Origin of the sequence: Shewanella sp. SR43-4 (assembly GCF_014163845.1) — a bacterium.
GTDB classification, from domain to species: Bacteria; Pseudomonadota; Gammaproteobacteria; order Enterobacterales; family Shewanellaceae; genus Shewanella; species Shewanella vesiculosa.
In genome coordinates this window covers 23,366-43,517 of record NZ_JACJEB010000017.1, presented here as the reverse complement: position 1 = coordinate 43,517, position 20,152 = coordinate 23,366, and the positions used below count along the sequence as shown (strand labels likewise).

General features: G+C 42.1%; 18 protein-coding genes and 1 pseudogene. 1 reads left to right on the top strand and 18 read right to left on the bottom strand.

All coding sequences use genetic code 11. The annotated features are described in order from the left end of the window. Window positions 1–3: 3 nt before the first annotated feature. From H5123_RS16955 to H5123_RS16935, 5 genes are all read right to left on the bottom strand, one after another. Entirely contained in the window at window positions 4–696 is a 693-nt protein-coding gene (locus tag H5123_RS16955; RefSeq protein ID WP_124017752.1) for an MOSC domain-containing protein, read from the bottom strand. Window positions 697–973: 277 nt separating this feature from the next. Then, a complete protein-coding gene (locus H5123_RS16950; protein WP_182698718.1) occupies window positions 974–1,819 on the bottom strand; it encodes a PfkB family carbohydrate kinase in 846 nt (281 codons plus the stop codon). Window positions 1,820–1,909: 90 nt separating this feature from the next. Next, complete coding sequence (locus H5123_RS16945; RefSeq protein ID WP_124017754.1) at window positions 1,910–3,247, bottom strand: coproporphyrinogen III oxidase family protein; 1,338 nt, start codon at window positions 3,245–3,247, stop codon at window positions 1,910–1,912. A gap of 355 nt (window positions 3,248–3,602) precedes the next feature. Further along, complete coding sequence (gene yqfB, locus H5123_RS16940) at window positions 3,603–3,926, bottom strand: N(4)-acetylcytidine aminohydrolase (protein WP_182698717.1); 324 nt, start codon at window positions 3,924–3,926, stop codon at window positions 3,603–3,605. A gap of 58 nt (window positions 3,927–3,984) precedes the next feature. Then, window positions 3,985–4,854: an AraC family transcriptional regulator gene (locus tag H5123_RS16935; RefSeq protein WP_124017756.1), complete on the bottom strand. Its 870-nt coding sequence runs from the start codon at window positions 4,852–4,854 to the stop codon at window positions 3,985–3,987. 253 nt (window positions 4,855–5,107) lie between these two features. On the opposite strand from H5123_RS16935, the gene H5123_RS16930 reads away from it, so the two are divergent. Then, window positions 5,108–6,271 carry an iron-containing alcohol dehydrogenase gene (locus H5123_RS16930; RefSeq protein ID WP_182698716.1) on the top strand — a complete coding sequence of 388 codons (1,164 nt, stop codon included), beginning with the start codon at window positions 5,108–5,110 and terminating at the stop codon, window positions 6,269–6,271. Window positions 6,272–6,478: 207 nt separating this feature from the next. Here H5123_RS16930 and H5123_RS16925 read toward each other — a convergent pair whose 3' ends face one another. From H5123_RS16925 to H5123_RS16865, 13 genes and pseudogenes are all read right to left on the bottom strand, one after another. After that, on the bottom strand, window positions 6,479–6,811 hold the full coding sequence (locus H5123_RS16925) for a multidrug efflux SMR transporter (protein WP_124017758.1): 333 nt from the start codon (window positions 6,809–6,811) through the stop codon (window positions 6,479–6,481). A 428-nt stretch (window positions 6,812–7,239) separates the two neighbouring features. After that, entirely contained in the window at window positions 7,240–8,109 is an 870-nt protein-coding gene (locus H5123_RS16920; protein WP_182698715.1) for a DMT family transporter, read from the bottom strand. 312 nt (window positions 8,110–8,421) lie between these two features. After that, complete coding sequence (locus tag H5123_RS16915; RefSeq protein ID WP_124017760.1) at window positions 8,422–9,135, bottom strand: ZIP family metal transporter; 714 nt, start codon at window positions 9,133–9,135, stop codon at window positions 8,422–8,424. 233 nt (window positions 9,136–9,368) lie between these two features. Next, a complete protein-coding gene (locus tag H5123_RS16910; protein WP_182698714.1) occupies window positions 9,369–10,292 on the bottom strand; it encodes a formate/nitrite transporter family protein in 924 nt (307 codons plus the stop codon). 328 nt (window positions 10,293–10,620) lie between these two features. Then, the gene (locus H5123_RS16905; RefSeq protein WP_182698713.1) at window positions 10,621–11,418 is read right to left on the bottom strand and encodes an EcsC family protein; all 798 of its coding nucleotides are present in this window, start codon (window positions 11,416–11,418) and stop codon (window positions 10,621–10,623) included. Window positions 11,419–11,741: 323 nt separating this feature from the next. After that, a complete protein-coding gene (locus tag H5123_RS16900) occupies window positions 11,742–12,440 on the bottom strand; it encodes a polymorphic toxin-type HINT domain-containing protein (RefSeq protein ID WP_182698712.1) in 699 nt (232 codons plus the stop codon). 95 nt (window positions 12,441–12,535) lie between these two features. Next, window positions 12,536–13,468 carry a hypothetical protein gene (locus tag H5123_RS16895; RefSeq protein WP_182698711.1) on the bottom strand — a complete coding sequence of 311 codons (933 nt, stop codon included), beginning with the start codon at window positions 13,466–13,468 and terminating at the stop codon, window positions 12,536–12,538. A 191-nt stretch (window positions 13,469–13,659) separates the two neighbouring features. Then, a complete protein-coding gene (locus H5123_RS16890; RefSeq protein WP_182698710.1) occupies window positions 13,660–14,025 on the bottom strand; it encodes a GTP pyrophosphokinase in 366 nt (121 codons plus the stop codon). Between the two features lie 222 nt (window positions 14,026–14,247). Then, a pseudogene (locus H5123_RS16885) lies at window positions 14,248–14,596 on the bottom strand (DUF1287 domain-containing protein). A 292-nt stretch (window positions 14,597–14,888) separates the two neighbouring features. After that, entirely contained in the window at window positions 14,889–15,278 is a 390-nt protein-coding gene (locus tag H5123_RS16880) for a septal ring lytic transglycosylase RlpA family protein (protein WP_124017790.1), read from the bottom strand. 336 nt (window positions 15,279–15,614) lie between these two features. After that, window positions 15,615–16,631 carry a formate dehydrogenase subunit gamma gene (locus H5123_RS16875; protein WP_124017766.1) on the bottom strand — a complete coding sequence of 339 codons (1,017 nt, stop codon included), beginning with the start codon at window positions 16,629–16,631 and terminating at the stop codon, window positions 15,615–15,617. Window positions 16,632–16,679: 48 nt separating this feature from the next. Next, window positions 16,680–17,276: a formate dehydrogenase FDH3 subunit beta gene (fdh3B, locus tag H5123_RS16870; RefSeq protein WP_124017767.1), complete on the bottom strand. Its 597-nt coding sequence runs from the start codon at window positions 17,274–17,276 to the stop codon at window positions 16,680–16,682. A 25-nt stretch (window positions 17,277–17,301) separates the two neighbouring features. Next, a complete protein-coding gene (locus H5123_RS16865; protein WP_124017791.1) occupies window positions 17,302–20,151 on the bottom strand; it encodes a formate dehydrogenase subunit alpha in 2,850 nt (949 codons plus the stop codon). Window position 20,152: the final 1 nt, after the last annotated feature.

Sequence of the window (20,152 nt, the reverse complement as noted above, 5' to 3'; positions counted from 1 at the left end):
TAACTAACTGGCATTGCCATACAAGCGCATCGCCCAATCTTCTATACTTTGTTGATCAAGTCGGCGCTGTAATGAGTTAACCCAAGTTTGCGCTAAACCTTCACATTCAAGCAGTATCTGATATTGCGCAGCATCAAATTCTGCTAAAAAATATATCTGCATCGCTTTAGCTACACTGATATCCGTTTTTCTTTCTAACAAAACAATACTGTCATTCGGATTAATATCGCCTTCCGATAGCACTCGGTAAAACCAGCCACACATGCGACTTTCTTGCATTGCTAAAGCAAATTTAGGGTGACCAAATTGCAAGTTGAGTTTAAAACAAGGTGATCGCGGCTGGGTAACTTGTAATGTCACATCGCCAATTTGGACTATATCACCAATATAAACTTGCGCCTCATTAAGGCCGACAGTACTGATATTCTCACCCATTGAAGGTGCATCAAAAAAGGTCGACATTAAATCCCAGCGGCGGTACTGACCATAATGCTCTCGCGGGAAATGATGCAGCACTCTATCTAGCCCGCCATGATGCTTAGGATCAGCCTCGCTATTACCGATAACTCGATCAAATTGCACGGTCAACTGCTTAGCGATATGTTTTTGGTTAATGCAACTGGCAACACCATTATGCATTTGCACTTGATCACCTAAATATAACCCAGAAATACCTTTCACCCATAGCTTACTCATCCAGCGGGTCCTTGCTTAAACATGATTACAGAGTGCCAATATATCCAATTTTCAGACAAAAAAAAGCCTTACCGGGGAAGAGTAAGGCCATAAATATAATGGGAGATAATACTTAAAAACATAGTGGAAAATGATCTTAACCATCCGACACTATAAAAGTTGTTTAGACGGGCTTATCATAAGCGCTAACAATGACACTTAAATGACAATCGAAGACTATTTTAGTCATGTGTATAGACATGTATTCATCCTCAAAGTTAATCATTACTCATAGCCGTTAACTTAAGTACTGTTTTAAGGCCTCGCCAGGAATTGAGCTTTGGGTGGCAACGGCAAATGAGGCCCACAAAGCGCCTTCATGCATTGCATCGGTAATTGACATCTGCTGACATAAACCATGAATAACCCCAGCAGCATAAGCATCGCCGGCCCCAGTGGTGTCAATAACGTCAGCAGTAACCGCGGGCACATGTTGTTCACCGTCGGCACTGTACACCATAGCTCCCTGGTCACCATCGGTGACAATAAAGTACTCCAATGCATCACCCGCAATCGCGTAAGCAAATAGCCATGGGTCTTGATTACAGCGTCCTTGCATGTCGGTAATCGACGCGATGAGTACATGACAAGGACGGTTACGTTCATCTTTCGCCAGTTGAGATATCACTTTGCAGTTAGGATTGGATGCAATAGCATTTGCCGCCCAAACACCAGCACCTTTTGCCGAAGAGTTAATATAAAAGGCATCCCAATGATGCCATTTAGGCGGCACTGGCAGTTCAAAAATAGGTCGCTGAGGGCGAATAATGGTGCGCTCACCATCTGGGGTCATCACCAATAGCATCTCACACGTATTGCCATTAAAACGATGCACTAAGCGACAATCAAGCCCTAAAGTGCTGGCCTTAGCTAAAATCCAATCGCCAATATCATCACTGCCAACCTCACTCACCAATGACACATTGTGCTGGGCCCATACTAAACCTAAGCCAGTGTTCGCGCCGCCACCGCCTAAACGTAACCCACCGTCTTGATAATGAAATCGACCACCGGTTTGTAAGGGTTTATCAAGCATTAGAATGCGATCACAATTAATATTGGCAAGCAAAAGAATATTAGCCATGCAACTCACCTAAAAAAGTGTAGTGAAAAAGAACCTTGAGTATAACAAAAAGGCCGTGATTAACACGGCCTTTGGTGGCTGAGCACAGGATTACATATCCGCTTCAGCAAGTGGTTGACGTAATTGGGCACGCACATTGTCCATACCCGAGTAAAACTCCTTCATCATCAATAATCCGAGCATTTTGCCATTGTCGGTCACAATCAGTTTGTCAGGATTAATAGGATCATTTTTCAGTGCCCCCATCGCTTTCATTGATGCCATTTCTTTAAACAAGGCGGTATCTAGATTAACGTTAAAAGTATCGCGAAAATATTGACGCGATAAACGCCCAGAAAACATCCCCAGTAAAAAACGATACTGCATGACTTCTTTTAGCTGATATTTTTTCTGTTGCTCAACAGCCATTCGACCTTCAGCAATACGTTGTTGATATTTTTTTAGCGAAAAAGTATTTACATATAAGGTGTCATTTAAAAAACTAAATGAGCCTGAACCGACACCAAGATATTCATCATAGTCGATCACATACTCATCAAAACCTTCATCATTAGTTTTACCAAACGCCCATGCAGACAATTGAGTATATTGCCCAGTTAAGCGATTTAAAATTTGGCGGTACTGATTAACCATTTCACCATGAGGTGCTGCCAGATCTGCTTTGACACTTTTACGCGTTTGATGGGTGATCATCAATGGATAAGTGGTAATTTGGCGCGGATCGAGTTTAGACGCCATTTCAAGGTCAGACCGAATAATCTCTTCTGTTTGCCCACGAAAGCCAAAAATCAAATCAACGTTAATGATCGGAAATAGCTCTTTAGCTGCCATAATGCGGTCAAAGGTTTGCTGGCCTGAACCAAACTTATCTAATCGATCAGTCATTTTTAAAATGCCGTCGTCAAAGCTTTGTACCCCAATCGACATTCTGTCGACCAAACCTTTTAACTGCTTAAACTCAGGGCTGGCTAAATGTTGTGGATCCGACTCACAAGAGACTTCTTTAATGCCAGGAAACAGATTTTTTGCGTGTTCAATTGTGCGGGCTAATTCATCTTCAAGTACGGTAGTCGTTCCGCCACCAATGTACATAGATTCAAACTCATAGCCTAAATCTTTGGCCATTTGCATTTCTTTGCGCAGCGCCACAAAATATTCGCGCGCTTTGTCTTCACGGAATAAAAATCGGTGAAAAGTACAAAATGAACACAAGGTATGGCAAAACGGAATGTGTGCGTACAACATGTATTTTTTGCCTTCAACGGGCTTAGGCATGCGGTCTGTTGAGATGGTGTCGAGACGCAAATTCTTATCAACATAATATTGCATCACCCGCTCCATAGAACTGATCATCCAATTGGGTACCGTAATATTTGACTGATAAGGTTTAATCAGCTCATGACTGGCTGATTGAATAATTGGAGACATAAAAAATCCTAACTGAATGAGTCACTGAGAGCAAAAACCATTGATAAAAAGCGCTAAATAAAAGACGCACTGTAGATGCAGGAAATCAAAATAACACTTTATAAATTGCTAAAATGCGAACTCGCCAACAAATACATAAACTAACACGCTTATCCTTACCCATTTGTTAAGCAGATCATGTTTTAGACACTGCTGTTGGATCGCCAATGAAACAGTTTATGCCGCAACCAAAACAAACAGATAAAATAAAGGCTAGATCGCGCACTATCGAATAATTGGTTAGGAATAAAATAGAATCTGGATACTCTTACTCTTAGTCTTAGTCTTAGTGCAGCATTTAGGGAAATAATAGCGATTAAGCTGCAACCAATTTAAATGAAATCATAAATAATGTTGGCTGATTAGGATAGACCTTCTGAATAAGCAGCTTTAACTCTGCTAATGGCAAGCTTTCTTGGGTGGCATGAAACTCATTAATATCAGCAAAGGCTAATGGCTCAACCGCCAAAATCATAATGTCACACACTTTAATATGGGTTTCGAGAGTGAACACCTCAACTTGGCTACCAGGTTGGTAATGGCTCTCGCTTATATCGCGGATAGTGATGGTCTTTAGTCCAGATGCGACTAACGGCGTTAAAAATTCAAAAAAGGTAATTTGCGTTGGCGCAGCTGACATAAGGAAACCTTAACAGAAAACATAAGATGGGTTTATAGCACCTTATCGATATAAAATATTATAACCTAGCGCACTCGCCCGGGCTTTGATCAAAGTAGCGTTTAAACTCACGACTAAACTGGGCAGTACTTTCATAACCCACTTGTGTCGATACCTCTTTGACCTTGAGTTTTTGCAGTTGCAGTAATGCTTTTGCCTTATTCAGGCGAATTTTCTTCAAGTATTGTATCGGTGAAGATGCGGTGACTTCTTTAAAGCAACGATGAAATGCAGACGGGCTCATATTAACTAGGCTGGCTAATGTGTCGACTTCGACCGACTCACCATAATGCTTATGAATATAACTGAGGGCTTTTTCAACCCTAGATAAACGTGTGTGGCTTAAGGATAATGCATACAATGGCGCTGCGTTAGGTGAGTCTAACAAACGATATAACAGCTCAAGCACTAACGCCTCACCCATCACTTTAGCCTCAAGCGGTGATTGCAATGCTTGCAATAGTCTAATCACGCTACAATCCATGTCTTCAGTGTTGTCTGCAACAAAAAAACCACTCTGACGCGATTCATTTAAATCTTTGGGGATTTGATTATGCTCGTCCATCAGCCGAATAATATAATTAAGCTGTACTAAGTCGATATCAACCATCAACACTAATACCGGTTCTTCAATACTGGCGAAGGTTTCACACTCTACCGGCAATGGTACCGTCATCACTAATGAACGCTGGCGATCGTAATCGAAGCTTTGATTGTCTAAGTAAACCCGCTTTTTACCTTGGCCAACAATGAGTACACCTTGCGAGTAGCACATTGGTCCACGCGCGCCATACTGCGAGCTACGAAATACATTAACACCCGCTAAATGAGTATGATTAACGCCTTCTTTAGGCGCAAGCGGCGCCATTAATCTTGCTATCTCACTCATACCATTCCCCTCAGAATAAATCATGGTGTTGATACTAGCAAAAAAGCAGAAAAAGGTATTTAATTTATCTAAAAACCATCAAATTTATACAATATAGATAGAAATAGGCATTAACATGATAGTTCTGTGTATGTTTATTTTGACTCAAAGGGCTATCATAGCCAGATGATTTATCGTTGCTGTTGTGTATAAAAAACCTATATACACAAGAAGCCAACTCTTTGTTTCAGCGCAAAACCAAAAGGCGTCTATTATGCTTAATTTTGATTATCGTAACCCTACACATGTTGTTTTCGGTAAAGACCGTATCGCAGAGTTAGATCAGCTTGTTCCAGCCAATGCAAGAGTATTAATCACTTATGGCGGTGGCAGCGTTCAGCGTTTTGGCACATTAGATAAAGTTAAAGCTGCATTAGGTGACCGCGTAGTATTTGAGTTCGGCGGCATTGAAGCGAACCCTAAGTACGACACACTCATTAAAGCGGTTGAAGTTGCTCGTAAAGAAAACATCGACTTCTTACTCGCTGTTGGTGGTGGCTCAGTGATGGACGGTACTAAGTTTATCGCTTTAGCGACTCAGTTTGATGGCGACACGGCAAGCTTATTACATCACGGCTTTACACCGGTACCCGTGGCTAACGACAAGGTTATTCCACTGGGAGTTATTGCAACGCTTCCTGCGACGGGTTCTGAAATGAACGCCTTTGCAGTAGTCAGCTATAAAGGTGGTAAATTCCCAGTAAATCATCCATGCGTTTACCCAACGTTTGCCATGCTTGATCCAGAATTGACTTTTAGCTTACCAAAAATCCAAGTGGCAAATGGTGTAGTCGATGCATTTGTACACGTACTTGAGCAATATGCGACCTATCCTGTTGATGCCCGTGTACAAGACCGCATGGCTGAAGGTATTTTACGTACCCTAATCGAAGTTGGTCCTATTACGGTTGAAGAACCAACCAATTATGATGCTCGTGCTAACTTAATGTGGAGTGCAACATCGGCCTTAAACGGCATGATCGGCACTGGCGTCCCTTTAGATTGGTCGACGCACATGATTGGCCATGAGTTAACTGCATTATTCCATATTGACCATGCGCAAACCTTAGCCGTTGTGTTGCCATCATTATGGCGCGTATTAAAAGAGCAAAAGCACGCTAAATTAGTGCAATACGCTGCACGCGTTTGGGATATTACTGAAGGTGATGAAGGCAGCCGTGTAGATCAAGCGATTGATAAAACAGAGGCGTTCTTCAAGCAAGTAGGGTTACCGACACGCTTGCGCGATCATGGTGTCACTCAAGATCAGCTTGGCCTAGTGATAGATGCTTTAGAAGCACACGGTATGACGGCATTATCTGAAAGCGGCAAAGTAGATTTAGCTACCAGTCGCAAGATTTTAGACATGGCGTGGTAATAGTACTGATAACCCAAACGATAAACTCATTGATCGTTTGGGCTTGAGTTACCACTGATACAAAAAAGGGCTTAACAATGACTATCATTGTTAAGCCCTTTTTATTGCCTCGAAACGGACGACGAATGCGCACCATAAATTGCTAATCAATACCGTTACTTAACAGACTAGGACTCAATAGCTCATGCCTACTTATTAGTTAACGCGCTAATGCGGAGTCACATTTGAGAATAAGTTCATCACAACGACACCGACTAAAATGAACGCCATCCCCACCAGTGCACCTAAATCTAATTTTTGCCCATACATCACCCAAGCAATAAGTGTAATTAATACGATACCCAGTCCAGCCCAAGTAGCGTAAGCAACACCGACAGGAATACTTTTTAGTGCGAGAGATAAAAAATAAAAAGATAATACGTAGCCGACAACAACTACGATTGAAGGCGCTAATTTTGAAAATCCATCACTGGCTTTTAGCGCTGAAGTGGCTACCACTTCAGTTAAAATGGCCACACTTAAAAATATCCAACTTTTCATGTTTTACATTCTATAAAGACAAAACAGCCGGGAAGTATAAAGCCTAAATAATAAAAAAACAGTCTAGTCTTTTATCTCCTCTTCTGCGCCACAAGTAGATTTAACAACCACATAATACGTGGCTAACATCGCCATTTATTAATCGATAACATTACGGTTGTAAGCAGAAAACATTAAGCTGCTATCTTGATCATTGTGCCTGTGACCTATCGGCGATAAAAACGATGAGCGACAAGATGTGAAAAATATGGCTGGCGACACCTAGAATCCATAGCTGGAATCAATGAGCGAAAAATTATAATTACAGCTTCAAAGTTAACCCTAAACATACAGCCAGCATAAGCTAGCCATTGTGGCTCGTAGCAACTTTAACGACAAGCCAAAGCATAAATATCAATGTATTAAGCAAACAAAAACTATAAACAAAGCTACACGCCCATCTCAATGGCTTTTTTAGGCGTAAAACTACTGCCGATAGAGGCGATAATCACTAAACCGATTGCGGCCCACTGGAGCAAGGTCAATTGCTCACTTAAAATAATAAAACCCGCCAATGCGGCAATTGCAGGCTCTAAACTCATCAACACACTAAAAGCTTGTGTCGGCATATTTCTCAAGGCCACCATTTCCAAAGAATAAGGCAAAGCACTGGATAACACCCCGACTAATAATCCAAGCGGTAACACTTCCCAGCTCAGTAATGCCATGCCTTGGCTAACTACGCCAATAGGTACCAGAACGACTGCTGCAACAGTCATGCCTAAGGCAACGGTGATGCCACCTGATGCTTGCTTGCCTGTGCGAGTTCCAAACAAAATGTAACCAGCCCAACATGCTCCGGCGCCTAATGCCATTAATGCACCAGTGAGATCAAGCCCTTGTGCGCTAGATAAATCAGGCATTAACAGCAAAATCCCCGCAATAGCACAGGCAACCCAAAACAGATCACTTTTGCGCTTAGAGCCAAATAAAGCGACCGCTAAAGGGCCGGTGAACTCCAGCGCAACAGCTATCCCCAGAGGAATGCGATCAATAGCTAAGTAAAACAGGATATTCATCCCACCTAAACATAGGCCATAAATAATAATACTCTGCCAATCTCGGCCTTGTGGTAATGCTCGCCATGGGCGAAAAACCAACCAAAGTACGGTAGCAGCAAAGCCTAAACGCAAAGCGGTGGTGCCTTCTGGCCCAACCAAAGGGAAAAGTTGCTTTGCTAAAGAAGCGCCGGATTGAATGGTCACCATAGCCAGTAAAACACTACCGACAGCGGTCAGAAGTACACGATTGATTTGCATTTAGAGGATATCCAAAAATAAAAAACGAAGTGCTGGGTCGGCATTCTACCTGAGACAGATAAAACCCTGCAGCAATAATTACCGTCTGTCACACAAGTTATATCATTCAGATACCGAAAAGATAACAACAGAGGTTAATGATATGTGAGGCCGTCGACCGGCTAAGCAAAAATTCACAGAGTTAATTATCTACTCGACATAAAGACTGGCACAACGATGGTTAAATGTAGATAAGTTAACTGAGCATCATCCTTTTGGTTGACTCCCTTTGTCGTCTGGAGATTGTCCAATGTTACCTAACGATAGTATTGATTATGCGGTTAACATTAACCCCAGCATACCAAGGCAAAACCCTAATACCGCTCCCATTGGCGGTGCCCAACGTTGTTCTAGTTTTACCTGAGGAGCTAAATCTTGAAATATTGAATAGAGAATACCGCCAGAGGCAAACAGCATGACTGCGGCAATCACTTTTGGCGACTCTGAAAGCCATAAATAGCCAGACATTGCTGCTATGGGGCCCAGCAATGCCATAAAACAAAACATAAGGATAATTTTATGGGGCCGAAAAGCAGAAGAGCCATTTAACTCACGATAAGCACTAAATCCTTCTGGCACATTTTGGAGCGCGATTAACCCTGCAAGTAAAAATGCATTACTGCTGCCCGTTGCAAATGCGGCTCCCAGAGCAATGGACTCAGGAATAAAGTCAGCCAGCATTGCAGCAAGCTGGCTAGCAGGCGTCGCTATTTTTTGCAGGTAAATATCAAGGGCCATAAAGCTCAGCCCACCGACCATAAACCAGATACAAGCAGATAATGGCTTAAGATGCGCTATACCCTCTGGTACTAAAACCAAAGCAACGGCAGACAATAGTGCTCCACCGCCAAAAGCCATGACACTGTGCCTAAACTCCTGCTCAAGCCACTCACTGCTGACGTTCTCAAAACGGGCAATTAAGGCCCCTAATGGCATAGCCAAACCAGCAAGCAATGTGGTTGCTAAAACCGTTAGCAGCAAAGACATGATTAAATCCTTAAAAGAGTATTACGCTGCTGTAACCTGCATAACAGGACTAAGCTATGTGAGACGATATGGGTCATCCAACATCGTCATCATTTAAGACAGGTGCTGACTCATTATAAATCAAGCGCCTGATGAAATGGCTCCAATAAATCATATAAAAACAACCATGTCAGCCATGTCAGCCATGTCAGCCATGTTGAGAATAGACAACATTACCTGTTTCAATATGAAATTTACATTTCTTCTCTAACTTGGCCATAAGCTAACATGGCGAACAGCCCTGTACCGCCAATAATATTGCCCAGTAACATGGGACCGATATGGTGTGATAGCGCAGTGAACATATTCATCTCCCCATTGACAACAAGGCTAAATATTTCATTGGAGCCAGCAATAACATGAGTAAAGCCTCCAGCTGCAATTAACCATGTAAACATAATAATAACCAGCACTTCAGACCCTTTTGCCGAGGGCAACATCCACACCAGTACGGCTATAAAAAAGCCCGCCGGAATGCCGCGCATCAGTGTCTCTGCCGGCGTTAACTCGGCGACATGGCGTGATATCTGGAGAACCGCGCTAAGGATCTCTTCTGTTAAAACGCTACCGTGAACGAAAATAGCCGCGGTAAACAAAGTGCCAACGAAATTAGCGGCCAATACCACAGCCCACAAGCGAGCAGTGCACACCAGACGACGCTGTGTTGTGCTGGCTAGCAGCGGCAGTACGACTGTGATGGTGTTTTCAGTAAACAGCTGCAGTCTTGCTAAAATGACGAGTACAAAACCAAAAGTGTATCCAAGGCTTTCAATGAGCGACAAATAAGGGTGATCGGAGCCTAGATTACTTCGGATGATACCTTCAGCCAACACCGATGATGAAATACCGATACCAGCCGCGATACCAGACCACCACAAAGAGAGTAGCGGCCGCTGCAGTTCCTCCTGACCTTCACGCAGAATAATAGAATAGACGGTGAGTGATGAAAGACTGCCATGCTCATCCACAGCTTCACGCTCTGAACCTGTCAACGCTATCTCTACTTTTGTTGACTGCTTCTGCCGCTCTTCACGTTTAACAGCCTTGTTGTTTGGCTGTAGATCGTCGGTTGTTGACGACTTAGTATTAGCGGCCTGTTCAGGTACAGGTTGTGTCATATTGCTATCCTTCTCTGACTAATAATCCAGCTTGATGTTATAGCTAAGTGCATAAAGAATAGATGCTTTATGTCATCTATTCAACAAACACAGCGAGCAGTATAATGGTCTGGCTAGGGTATTACTGGTCGATAATGTACCTGCGAGCTTGTATTTACAGAACCGCTATTGAATATAAGAGATGAATTAAGCCAGTCCAAACCGAACGGTTTGCATCACTGATATCAAACGAGTAATTGATTTAGCACACAAAGCCAATTGACGTATCAGCGTAATAAAACTGGCGTATGAAATACGCTTGCTATCAAAATGAATTGCGCATGTGAAGTTATCTATTGCCCTTTTGAGCTAACGATTTATAAGCGATTTTTACACTTTCATGTCCGTATACTCGCTCTAACTTTCGTACAATAAAATGCCCTCTGGCCATGTCTTGAAAATGATCAATAAACAAAGTATTGATGACAGCGCCACCAGCTGCGCCGATAGCGGGTACAGCTTGAGCTGCAGCTTTTTGCGTCACTTGAACGCCAAACTTTTCAGCGATTTTAGTAATTAACTTAACTAGAATAGGCGCGGCCTCATCGGTAAGCCCTTTTTTAAGCATAAATTCAGTGGCTTCAGACACAGATTTAGCTAGCGTAGCGCGTATGGCAAAGTATCCTGATTCACTACTATCATCCAAATCACTTGCGCCTCCTAATGCAAAGACTTCTAAACAAGCCATCTTGGTTTCCAGCGTAGTAATCAACTCGCCTTCACTTCGAGCAATATCAGCGATAGAGCGCAACATTATTGCTGTCGAAATAGGAAGCTCAACGGCAATTGCAGCTAAGCCAAAAAAACCACCCATACCACCACTCACCGCAACGCCTAATTTATGCCAAACATTAGACGACTGTTCTCCGGGAATATCTTTCATTGTAAATATCGCCGCATCAGACGCTTTAAGTAGCGATTTCTCTGTGACTTTGGCAATATTTTTATTCCAGTTTTCAGGTAGTAACGCTAAACCTTTTTCAATAGGAGTACCTATAAAGCTAGTTATTTTTACCGCTAGCCCAGGGTTTTCTAATAGCGATTTAGCAACCAAAAGCTCTTTTTTGTGTGATTCTGAAATATTCACGTAAATTCCTTAGTAGTGAGACAAGGCACCTGAGCAGTTCTATAATAAACCTAAATCACTGAAACTAATTTGACGTAAAATAGCGTCGGTTGCAAATCAACTTAAAGCTCTTATTCAACAATAAGCCTACAGTTTCCTATTACCAAATCCAACATCATCGCTTGCGACAATCATTATCTGTCAGGTTTTCCAGATAATTGCTGCCGCAAAATTTATTCATTAGTGCAATAAAATCGAGCGATATAAAATATGCAGATAGGCTTAATCTCAAGCTGAACTGGGATTGTTGATTTGGAGTTTCGGGTGGTCAATCCATAGGTAACTTAGGATGACTCTTCGACTAGGGGCAAATAATCACGACCGTCTTTAGCTAAATTACTCACACCAACTGTGAGGTCATTTAGTGCACTACCATAGTTATCACGACAGTGAATACAAGGACTCATTGTATTCACAAAGCGGCCTTTTTTAGTATATTTTCTCAAATAGGCATGAGAAATAGTTACATTACTTCGATGTAGCACAATCGCATCACCCAATTTTTGCCTCAAATCACTTACAGCTGCATCTTCAGCGCACATGCTGTCATTGGCTCGGCCCCAACCGATAACTTCCTTGTCGGGATCGCGATGTAAATATTTAGCCGCAACCCAAGGCCCACCATGGTAACCGGTTAGCCTACCATCAGGATAGTTAGAGGGTCTATTGGCCAACTCATAGGCCATAAGTTCAAGTTTATCGATTGGCGCCCTATCGCAAAGCGTGTCATGAAAAGCCGGACGAGTAGTGGTGACAAAATAATTATGATTGTGGCTTATTTTTAAATCTTGGCAATGATGTGAATCTTCAACTTTATTGATCTTGTCTATCTCAGCGACAGCATCACTACAGGCAACTATTTTATCACCGATGCTCAGCTCTTCAGCCTTTACCCATACCTCAGTTAGAAGGTAAAAATGATGATCTTCTACAACCAGCATCGAGGTTTTTAGGTCACCAATAGAATAGTTAATCTCTAGCATAACGGCAGTAATATTTCCAAATAGTGGTTAAATCGGCATAAATGAGTATTCTTAACGACTTAGAGAATACTCACTGAACCATTTGTCATTGGTTATTATGGTTTAAGGTACTTTTGACAGATAGATGATGCATCCAAACTTGAATTAAACAAAAAGTCTTTACCCATAATCGAAGTCATTTGTGATTCGACTACCAGCGGGTTACTAATTTTAAATAATTTGCGTTTGTTAAGCTGACTTCGCATTAAGTACTCGCAATGCCATTGATAGAAAAGTTTATCAAACTTGCCATTTTCAATCATTCTCAGTAAACCAACCTTGATTCTATTCGCTAACCTAGGCTTTGTAGGCGATACATAATAATAAGTCGCCAGAGGGATATTAAGCACAATATGTTCATCTACGATTAATTCAGGATAACGCTTTTGAAATAACTCAACCTCTTGATAAGCCTCATTCACTCCACGCCCAAATGTGATAAAACGTCCTTTTGAAAGCATATTGAATAAACTATCGTACTGCGCGCTCTCCACCACATCGAATCCTGCTTGTTTCATAGCAACCCTGGTAGACCACTGACTACCTGAACCGGTTCGCAGCCTCATCAATTGCTCTAGTGAATCAATATTGGCCAACAAGTTTTTATTTTCATTTTTAATAATAAAAACTCTAAACCCTTGAATGCCTTTGCGGATGGGGATAGGGATTGGAATGAGCTTTGTATTCCACTCTTCATTTGATGCTTCGGCCATAACATTAATCGTTTGGCCATCCTGTAATGATTTAAATATCCGATTTCGACTCATCACCTGATTCGTCACTTCAATAGAAGCATCCCCAAAATCGGCATTGGTCTCTTGAATAATTAAATCTAACAGCTCATAAGTATATTGATAGCGTCGATCACTTTCTGAGTCGGAGTGATTTATAACGAACTTATCCGCTGCACAAGCATAAGGGAGATAAACTAGGTGACATAGACTTAGAAAAAGTAAATACACACACAAACGCAGTAAATTAAAATCCATATTAACTCTCTCGTTTTTAAAGCCAGTCCTATTTATTTCATGCAAATACTACGGTTAGACAATAGTGAATGTTAGCTTAATTACTCAACAATAGCAGGTGTAACGAAAACTTTTTAATTTTATGACGTTATGGGCGTTAAAGTTTGCAGCGTCTTCCAGGCGGCATGGTATTTAGCCATCCGCTCAAGATCTTATGCATCAATAACCTTTAAACGTAAAATATTGATATTATCCTCAATATCAGCGATTTTAACTTTGACCGCCAATGGATTAGCGGTAACGCGATTGATAAATTGATGGTAACTTTCATCACCGCTCTTAGATAACAATTGCAATGCGTTTACTACATCTAATGGGATACCCTCTTCTAGGAGATACTCAGCAGTATAATCAGAATCTTCTATAACATCGTGAAGCAAGGCAACAGCCATTTCGTATTCAGTATCCATTTTGGCCATGACCCTAAGTGGATGAAGAATATATGCTTTCCCTGCCTTATCTTGTTTCCCCGAATAAGCTTGTAAAGCGATTGCTAATGATTTCTCGATGATGTGCATAATTTCTCTTTAGGGTTAATCATTTATCCTTAGAAGCACCAGATAATATCTGTTTATCTTTGGTAGCAAATCAACAGTAAATAACGTTGTTTATTTGATAATATTAACGTTGCACAACCAGCCACTAATGCCGTACGACCGTCACTTTAAATAATAGTCCAAGCCATTACTTAGTGGTTAAATTTCGATGGTTCAAATCGATAATGCCTAGCCATGTCATAATCAAAAATCAATTTTAGGCGCAAAACCAATATAATGAACAATCATAGGATTACCGGTTGTAGCGTCAACCTGAGCGATAACCATATCAATATGAGGTAAATTCTCTGGCAATATCCAAGTAACAATATCGCCAACAGCATAAGCAGAATCATGAGCCCTAATGGTTAACGATTTACCATGCCTTTTAAAGAACGTCTGCAAATGAGCAGCACGTCGCTGGTGTATATTTCTATCTGTAGAATTCAGACCCCAAAGTCTTTGAGAAGGATAAAGAGAAAAGTGTACGCCTATCTTGGTGCACTAGTTGTTGCAAATCAGTACCAATTCCTTGGTAGACTCGAATAATCATATTTGTGCATACACAGATATTTTAGCTACATCACCATTGAGATAATGGTATTGAGATATAAGAACCGTCATACAAAATCTGCTGGGGTGTTCTATTAAGCAAACTCGAGACAATATCGTGATGAAAGTCTACTGCATGAATTACTGGACTAAAAAATAACACGCAAAACAGTACTGACTGTCCCACTAACCATCCTTAGAATATAACATTCACCTGCTAAACCCTGAAAACCTATGCTACTAAGCCAGACTAAACATATTTACACTCACGTATACAGCAAGCTTTGTACCCGCTAACGGATCACTTCGATTTTAACGTCAAGAAGACCTGTAGATACATTGCCTATACTGCTAAAAGCCGACTTAGAAAGATCAATGATGCGTCCTTTAACAAACGGACCACGATCATTGATTTTGACGGTAACACTTTTACCATTATTAATATTGGTGACTTTTACATTTGAACCGAATGGTAAATCTTTATGGGCTGCTGTTTTTTGATTGTGGCGATAGAGATCCCCGCTAGCCGTTTTCTTATTTTGGTATCTATCTGCATAATGTGAGGCTTGGCCAGACTCAGTAAAACCGATCCAATTGCCACCAACATCAGCCGGCATCGAAGAACAGCCTGCCAACATAATGGAAAACGTTAAAAACTGAAATTTTCGTGAAATAGCGACCATGGTTTGTCTTTTTAGTGTGTTCACATAACGAGCCGACTAAATTACTCGTTTTCTTGTAATTTAATAATGTCAGAAACACTAACTGACTTTGAATAATGATTCAAATGAAACCGTTATTTTGATTACAGTCTGTTGATCTCTCAAAGTTGTTTTGGCAAAGAATCGTTGGCCCATAACCATAACAATGAGTGATAAAACTGAGACTTTTGGGTGGCATTATGCCGTTAAAAAGCCGATAACGCAGTTAAAATGGTCAATAAAAAACACCTTGTCAGTGACCTAACGAGGTGTTTTATATCTGCAATCAACTAGTGTACTAACACCAGAGTGCCAGGGTTACTCTTTGTATTTTAAAGTACCATCGGCTTTGATTTCGTCATACCACACATTATGATGTTGTGAAGCCCAGTTTTCGTCACAATAGCCCGATAACATGCACTCCATTCCGCCCTCACTGAGTACGGTTCCCATCCAAATATGCACTATGGTAAATGCGATTAAGATCGTCGCACTAAGACCATGTATCAACAAAGCGAGCATCGACAGTTCACGCGGCAAATCCAGTGTCGGAAACACTAACATAATACCGCTTAGACTGATGCTTAGACCAAAAATAGCTAAGGTCCAAAACCACATTTTTTCACCCGCATTGGCAAAACCACTGTCTGGGTGTTTGCCTTTAAACGGACCAAAGTTAATGTAGCCGCCAACCACTAAAAACCATTTCAAATCATACATCTTGAAAAATTGTAGTGGCATCCATTTGATGATACATGCTAGCCAAGACACCATAAAAATGGGGCTAGACCAATCATGGGCAAATTTACTGAAGGCTATAACCCCTGCCCATATACCGTCTCCGACATATGGGGCTAAGAGATGTCGCCCAAGCATAATAATCACACCTGTTAGCATCATGGTTAGGCAAGATACTGCCATAATCCAATGTAACCAACGATCGGCTGTGCTCCAACGAAGTACCATTTTGCCTGAAAAGCCCTTACTTAATCTTGATGGACCATTGACTAAGTAAAACACTAAAAAGGCCCCAAAAACCCCCACTATGGCTAAGCCAAGTGCTGGTTTTAGGTAAGTATTTCGCAATATTTTGCCTTCATTACCCGATACATTAATCAGAACATCAGCATCAAGGCCTTTGTCTGTACTGTATCCGGGTTCGCCAGCTTTTACTGCGCGCCAGAGATCTGCATCACTGGTTTTAGACTTTGCTTGTTGCTGACTTGATTGTTCATCGGCGGCATAAACCGTCGATGTAACCAACCCCAATCCCATACACAGAACCAACAGAGCAAACATCCTGCGCAGTGATTTGTTTAACGTTAAAGTTAACATTGTCACTCCTTATATGACTGCGAAAATTATCGCAGCCATTGCTCTGGGTTAAACCATTTCACCTGTTTTAGGATTGTAGCCCCAAATCACATTTGGATTACCGCGTGCAGCCATACGTTGACGATAAATATCAGACACTATGCCTGCATCACCGGCCAACAGAGCTTTGGTTGAACAAAGCTCAGCACACATTGGTAATTTGCCTTCAGCAATACGGTTTGAGCCATATTTGAGACGCTCGGCTTCTGAATGATCTTCTTCTGGGCCACCAGCACAGAAAGTACACTTATCCATTTTACCGCGACTACCAAATGCAGTCTTTTTAGGGAACTGCGGCGCGCCAAATGGGCAAGCATAAAAGCAATAGCCACAACCGATACAAGTATCTTTGTTGTGGAGCACAATGCCGTCTTCGGTACGGTAGAAACAGTCGGCCGGACAAACAGCCATACATGGTGCATCGGTACAATGCATACATGCTACTGAGATTGACGCTTCTCCTGGTTCACCATCATTAAGCGTTACCACGCGGCGACGCTGAATACCCCACTCTAAAGCAGAGTCGTTTTCGTTTTTACATGCTGTGACGCAACCGTTACACTCGATGCAGCGTTTGGTGTCACACAGAAATTTCATGACTGCCATAATGGCTTATCTCCTCATCAAGTGTTTAGGCTTTGCTTATCTGACACAAGCTAGACTTGGTCTCTTGCATTTGCGTTACGACATCATAACCATAGGTCATTACGGTATTGGCAGATTCACCAATCACATAAGGCACTGTGCCTTCTGGGTAGTTTTTGACCAAACTCTTGCCTTCAAATACACCAGCAAAATGGTATGGCATAAAACATTCACCCGCAATAACACGCGGTGTCACCATAGCCTTAACAGTAATTTTGGCACCTTCTGGGCTATGAACAAACACGTCATCACCATCACGTAAACCGCGATCAGCAGCATCTGCTGGGTTGATCTCGATGAACATTTCTTGCTGCAGTTCTGCAAGCCATGGGTTTGAACGGGTTTCTTCACCACCACCTTCGTACTCAACCAAACGACCAGTAGTTAATGCCATTGGGAAATCAGTAGCAAAATCCTTGTCTTGAATCGTTTTATAAAGTGTTGGTAGACGCGCTACCATCCGATCTTCATAGGTTGGGTATTTAGCCACTAAGTCACGACGAGGTGTGTATAACGGTTCGCGATGTAATGGAATATCATCAGGGAAGTTCCATACGATACAACGCGCTTTAGCGTTACCATAAGGGATACAACCATGCTTGATTGCCACACGTTGAATACCGCCAGAGATATCAGTTTTCCAGTTTTTACCTTCAGCTTTAACTTTTTCGTCTGCTGTTAGGTCATCCCACCAGCCAAGCTGTTTTAGCATGTCGGCAGTAAACTCTGGGTAACCATCTTGAATTTCAGAACCTTTTGAGAAAGAACCTTCCGCAAGAATATTATTGCCGTTATGTTCAACACCATAACGTGCACGGAAGTTACCACCACCGTCTTTAACTTCACGTCCGGTGCGATACAAGATTTGAGTACCTGGATGTTTCTGCTCTGGTGTACCCCAACATGGCCAAGGTAAACCATAGGTTTCGCCTTTAGCTGGGCCGCCGGGTGCTTCCAGCGAGTTAACGTCAAAGGTGCCCCAATTTTCTTGGTGCATTTTCAAACGTTCAGGGCTTTGGCCTGTATAACCAATAGTCCACATACCTGTATTAAATTCACGGGTAATGTCTTCTATTAATGGCTCATCACCATTGACCTTGATGTGCTTACAGAATTGGTCCTCTACGCCCCATTTTTTAGCCAATTTATACATGATTGTATGATCAGGTAATGACTCAAATAATGGTTCAATAACTTGCGAACGCCACTGTAAAGAACGGTTAGAAGCCGAAACCGAACCATAGGTTTCAAACTGAGTTGCCGCAGGCAATAAATACACTCCATCTTGGCGCTCGTGCATTACTGCAGCCATAGTTGGAAATGGATCGACGACCACAATGGTATCCATTTTGTTTAGCGCTTCACGCACTTCACGACCACGGGTTTCAGTGTTAACTGACTGCCCCCAAAAGAACCCCAGACGAATATTATCTTTTTGAGCAATCTTGGTTTTGTCTTCTAACACACCATCGTGCCAACGCGAACAAGGAATACCCGCTGATGTTTGAGGTGATTGACCTAAGTATTCACCTTGGTCAAAACGCTCGGTGATCCACTTAGGTTCCAGATCCCACACATTGGCCCAATGATCCCATGCACCAGAGGTTAAACCGTAATAACCTGGTAAGTTATCAAATAACAAACCAAAGTCAGTCGCACCCTGTACGTTATCGTGACCACGGAAAATGTTCGTTCCGCCGCCTTCGATACCCATGTTGCCAAGGGCAAGCTGTAAAATACAATATGCGCGAGTGTTAGCATTACCAATATGATGCTGAGTACCACCCATACACCACACGATAGTGCCTGGCTTAGTTTCTGCCATCATTTTCGCAACACGGTACATTTGAGCTTTTGGCACACCAGCAATATGTTCAACTTCTTCTGGAGTGTATTTTTTCACTTCTTCTTGAATACGTTCCATGCCGTATACACGTTGAGAAATGAACGAATCATCTTGCCAGCCATTTTCGAAAATGTGCCATAACAAACCATAAATAAATGGAATGTCGGTACCTGGACGAATATGGACATACTCATCAGACTTAGCTGCTGTTCGGGTAAAGCGTGGATCAACAACGATGATTTTGGCACCGCGTTCTTTACCAATCAAAATGTGTTGCATCGCCACAGGGTGAGCTTCACATGGGTTAGAACCAATAAACATCATGCATTTTGAATTGCGGATGTCGTTAAACGAGTTAGTTTGCGCACCGTAGCCCCAAGTGTTTGCAACACCGGCTACCGTGGTAGAGTGACAAATACGAGCTGAGTGATCGACATTGTTAGTGCCCCACATCGCTGCTAATTTGCGATACATATAAGATTGTTCATTGGAAAATTTAGCACTACCCATAAAGTAAACGGAATCAGGACCAGACTCTTGACGAATCGACTCCATTTTGTCGCCCACTTCATTAATAGCTTGTTCCCATGATAGACGTTTCCACTTACCGCCTTCTAACTTCATCGGATACTTTAAGCGTTTTTCACCATGACCATGCTCGCGCAATGCAGCGCCTTTGGCACAATGACCTCCTTGGTTAAATGGATGGTCGAACGCAGGCTCTTGCCCAGTCCATACCCCATTTTGAACTTCAGCATAAACACCACAACCTACTGAACAATGAGAACAAATTGTCCGTTTTATCTCGGTTGGAGCATCATGTGGGACATCTTTAGCTTCTGCTTTACGCATCATACCTGCGCCAAGCATTGAAGCCGCTGCAATACCACCCGTCGCCAAACTGGCAGACTTGAGGAATTGACGTCGGTTAAGACCTAGGCCTGGCTTTTCAGCTTTGGTGGCCGTGTCTGTTTTGCGGGTTAATCGCATC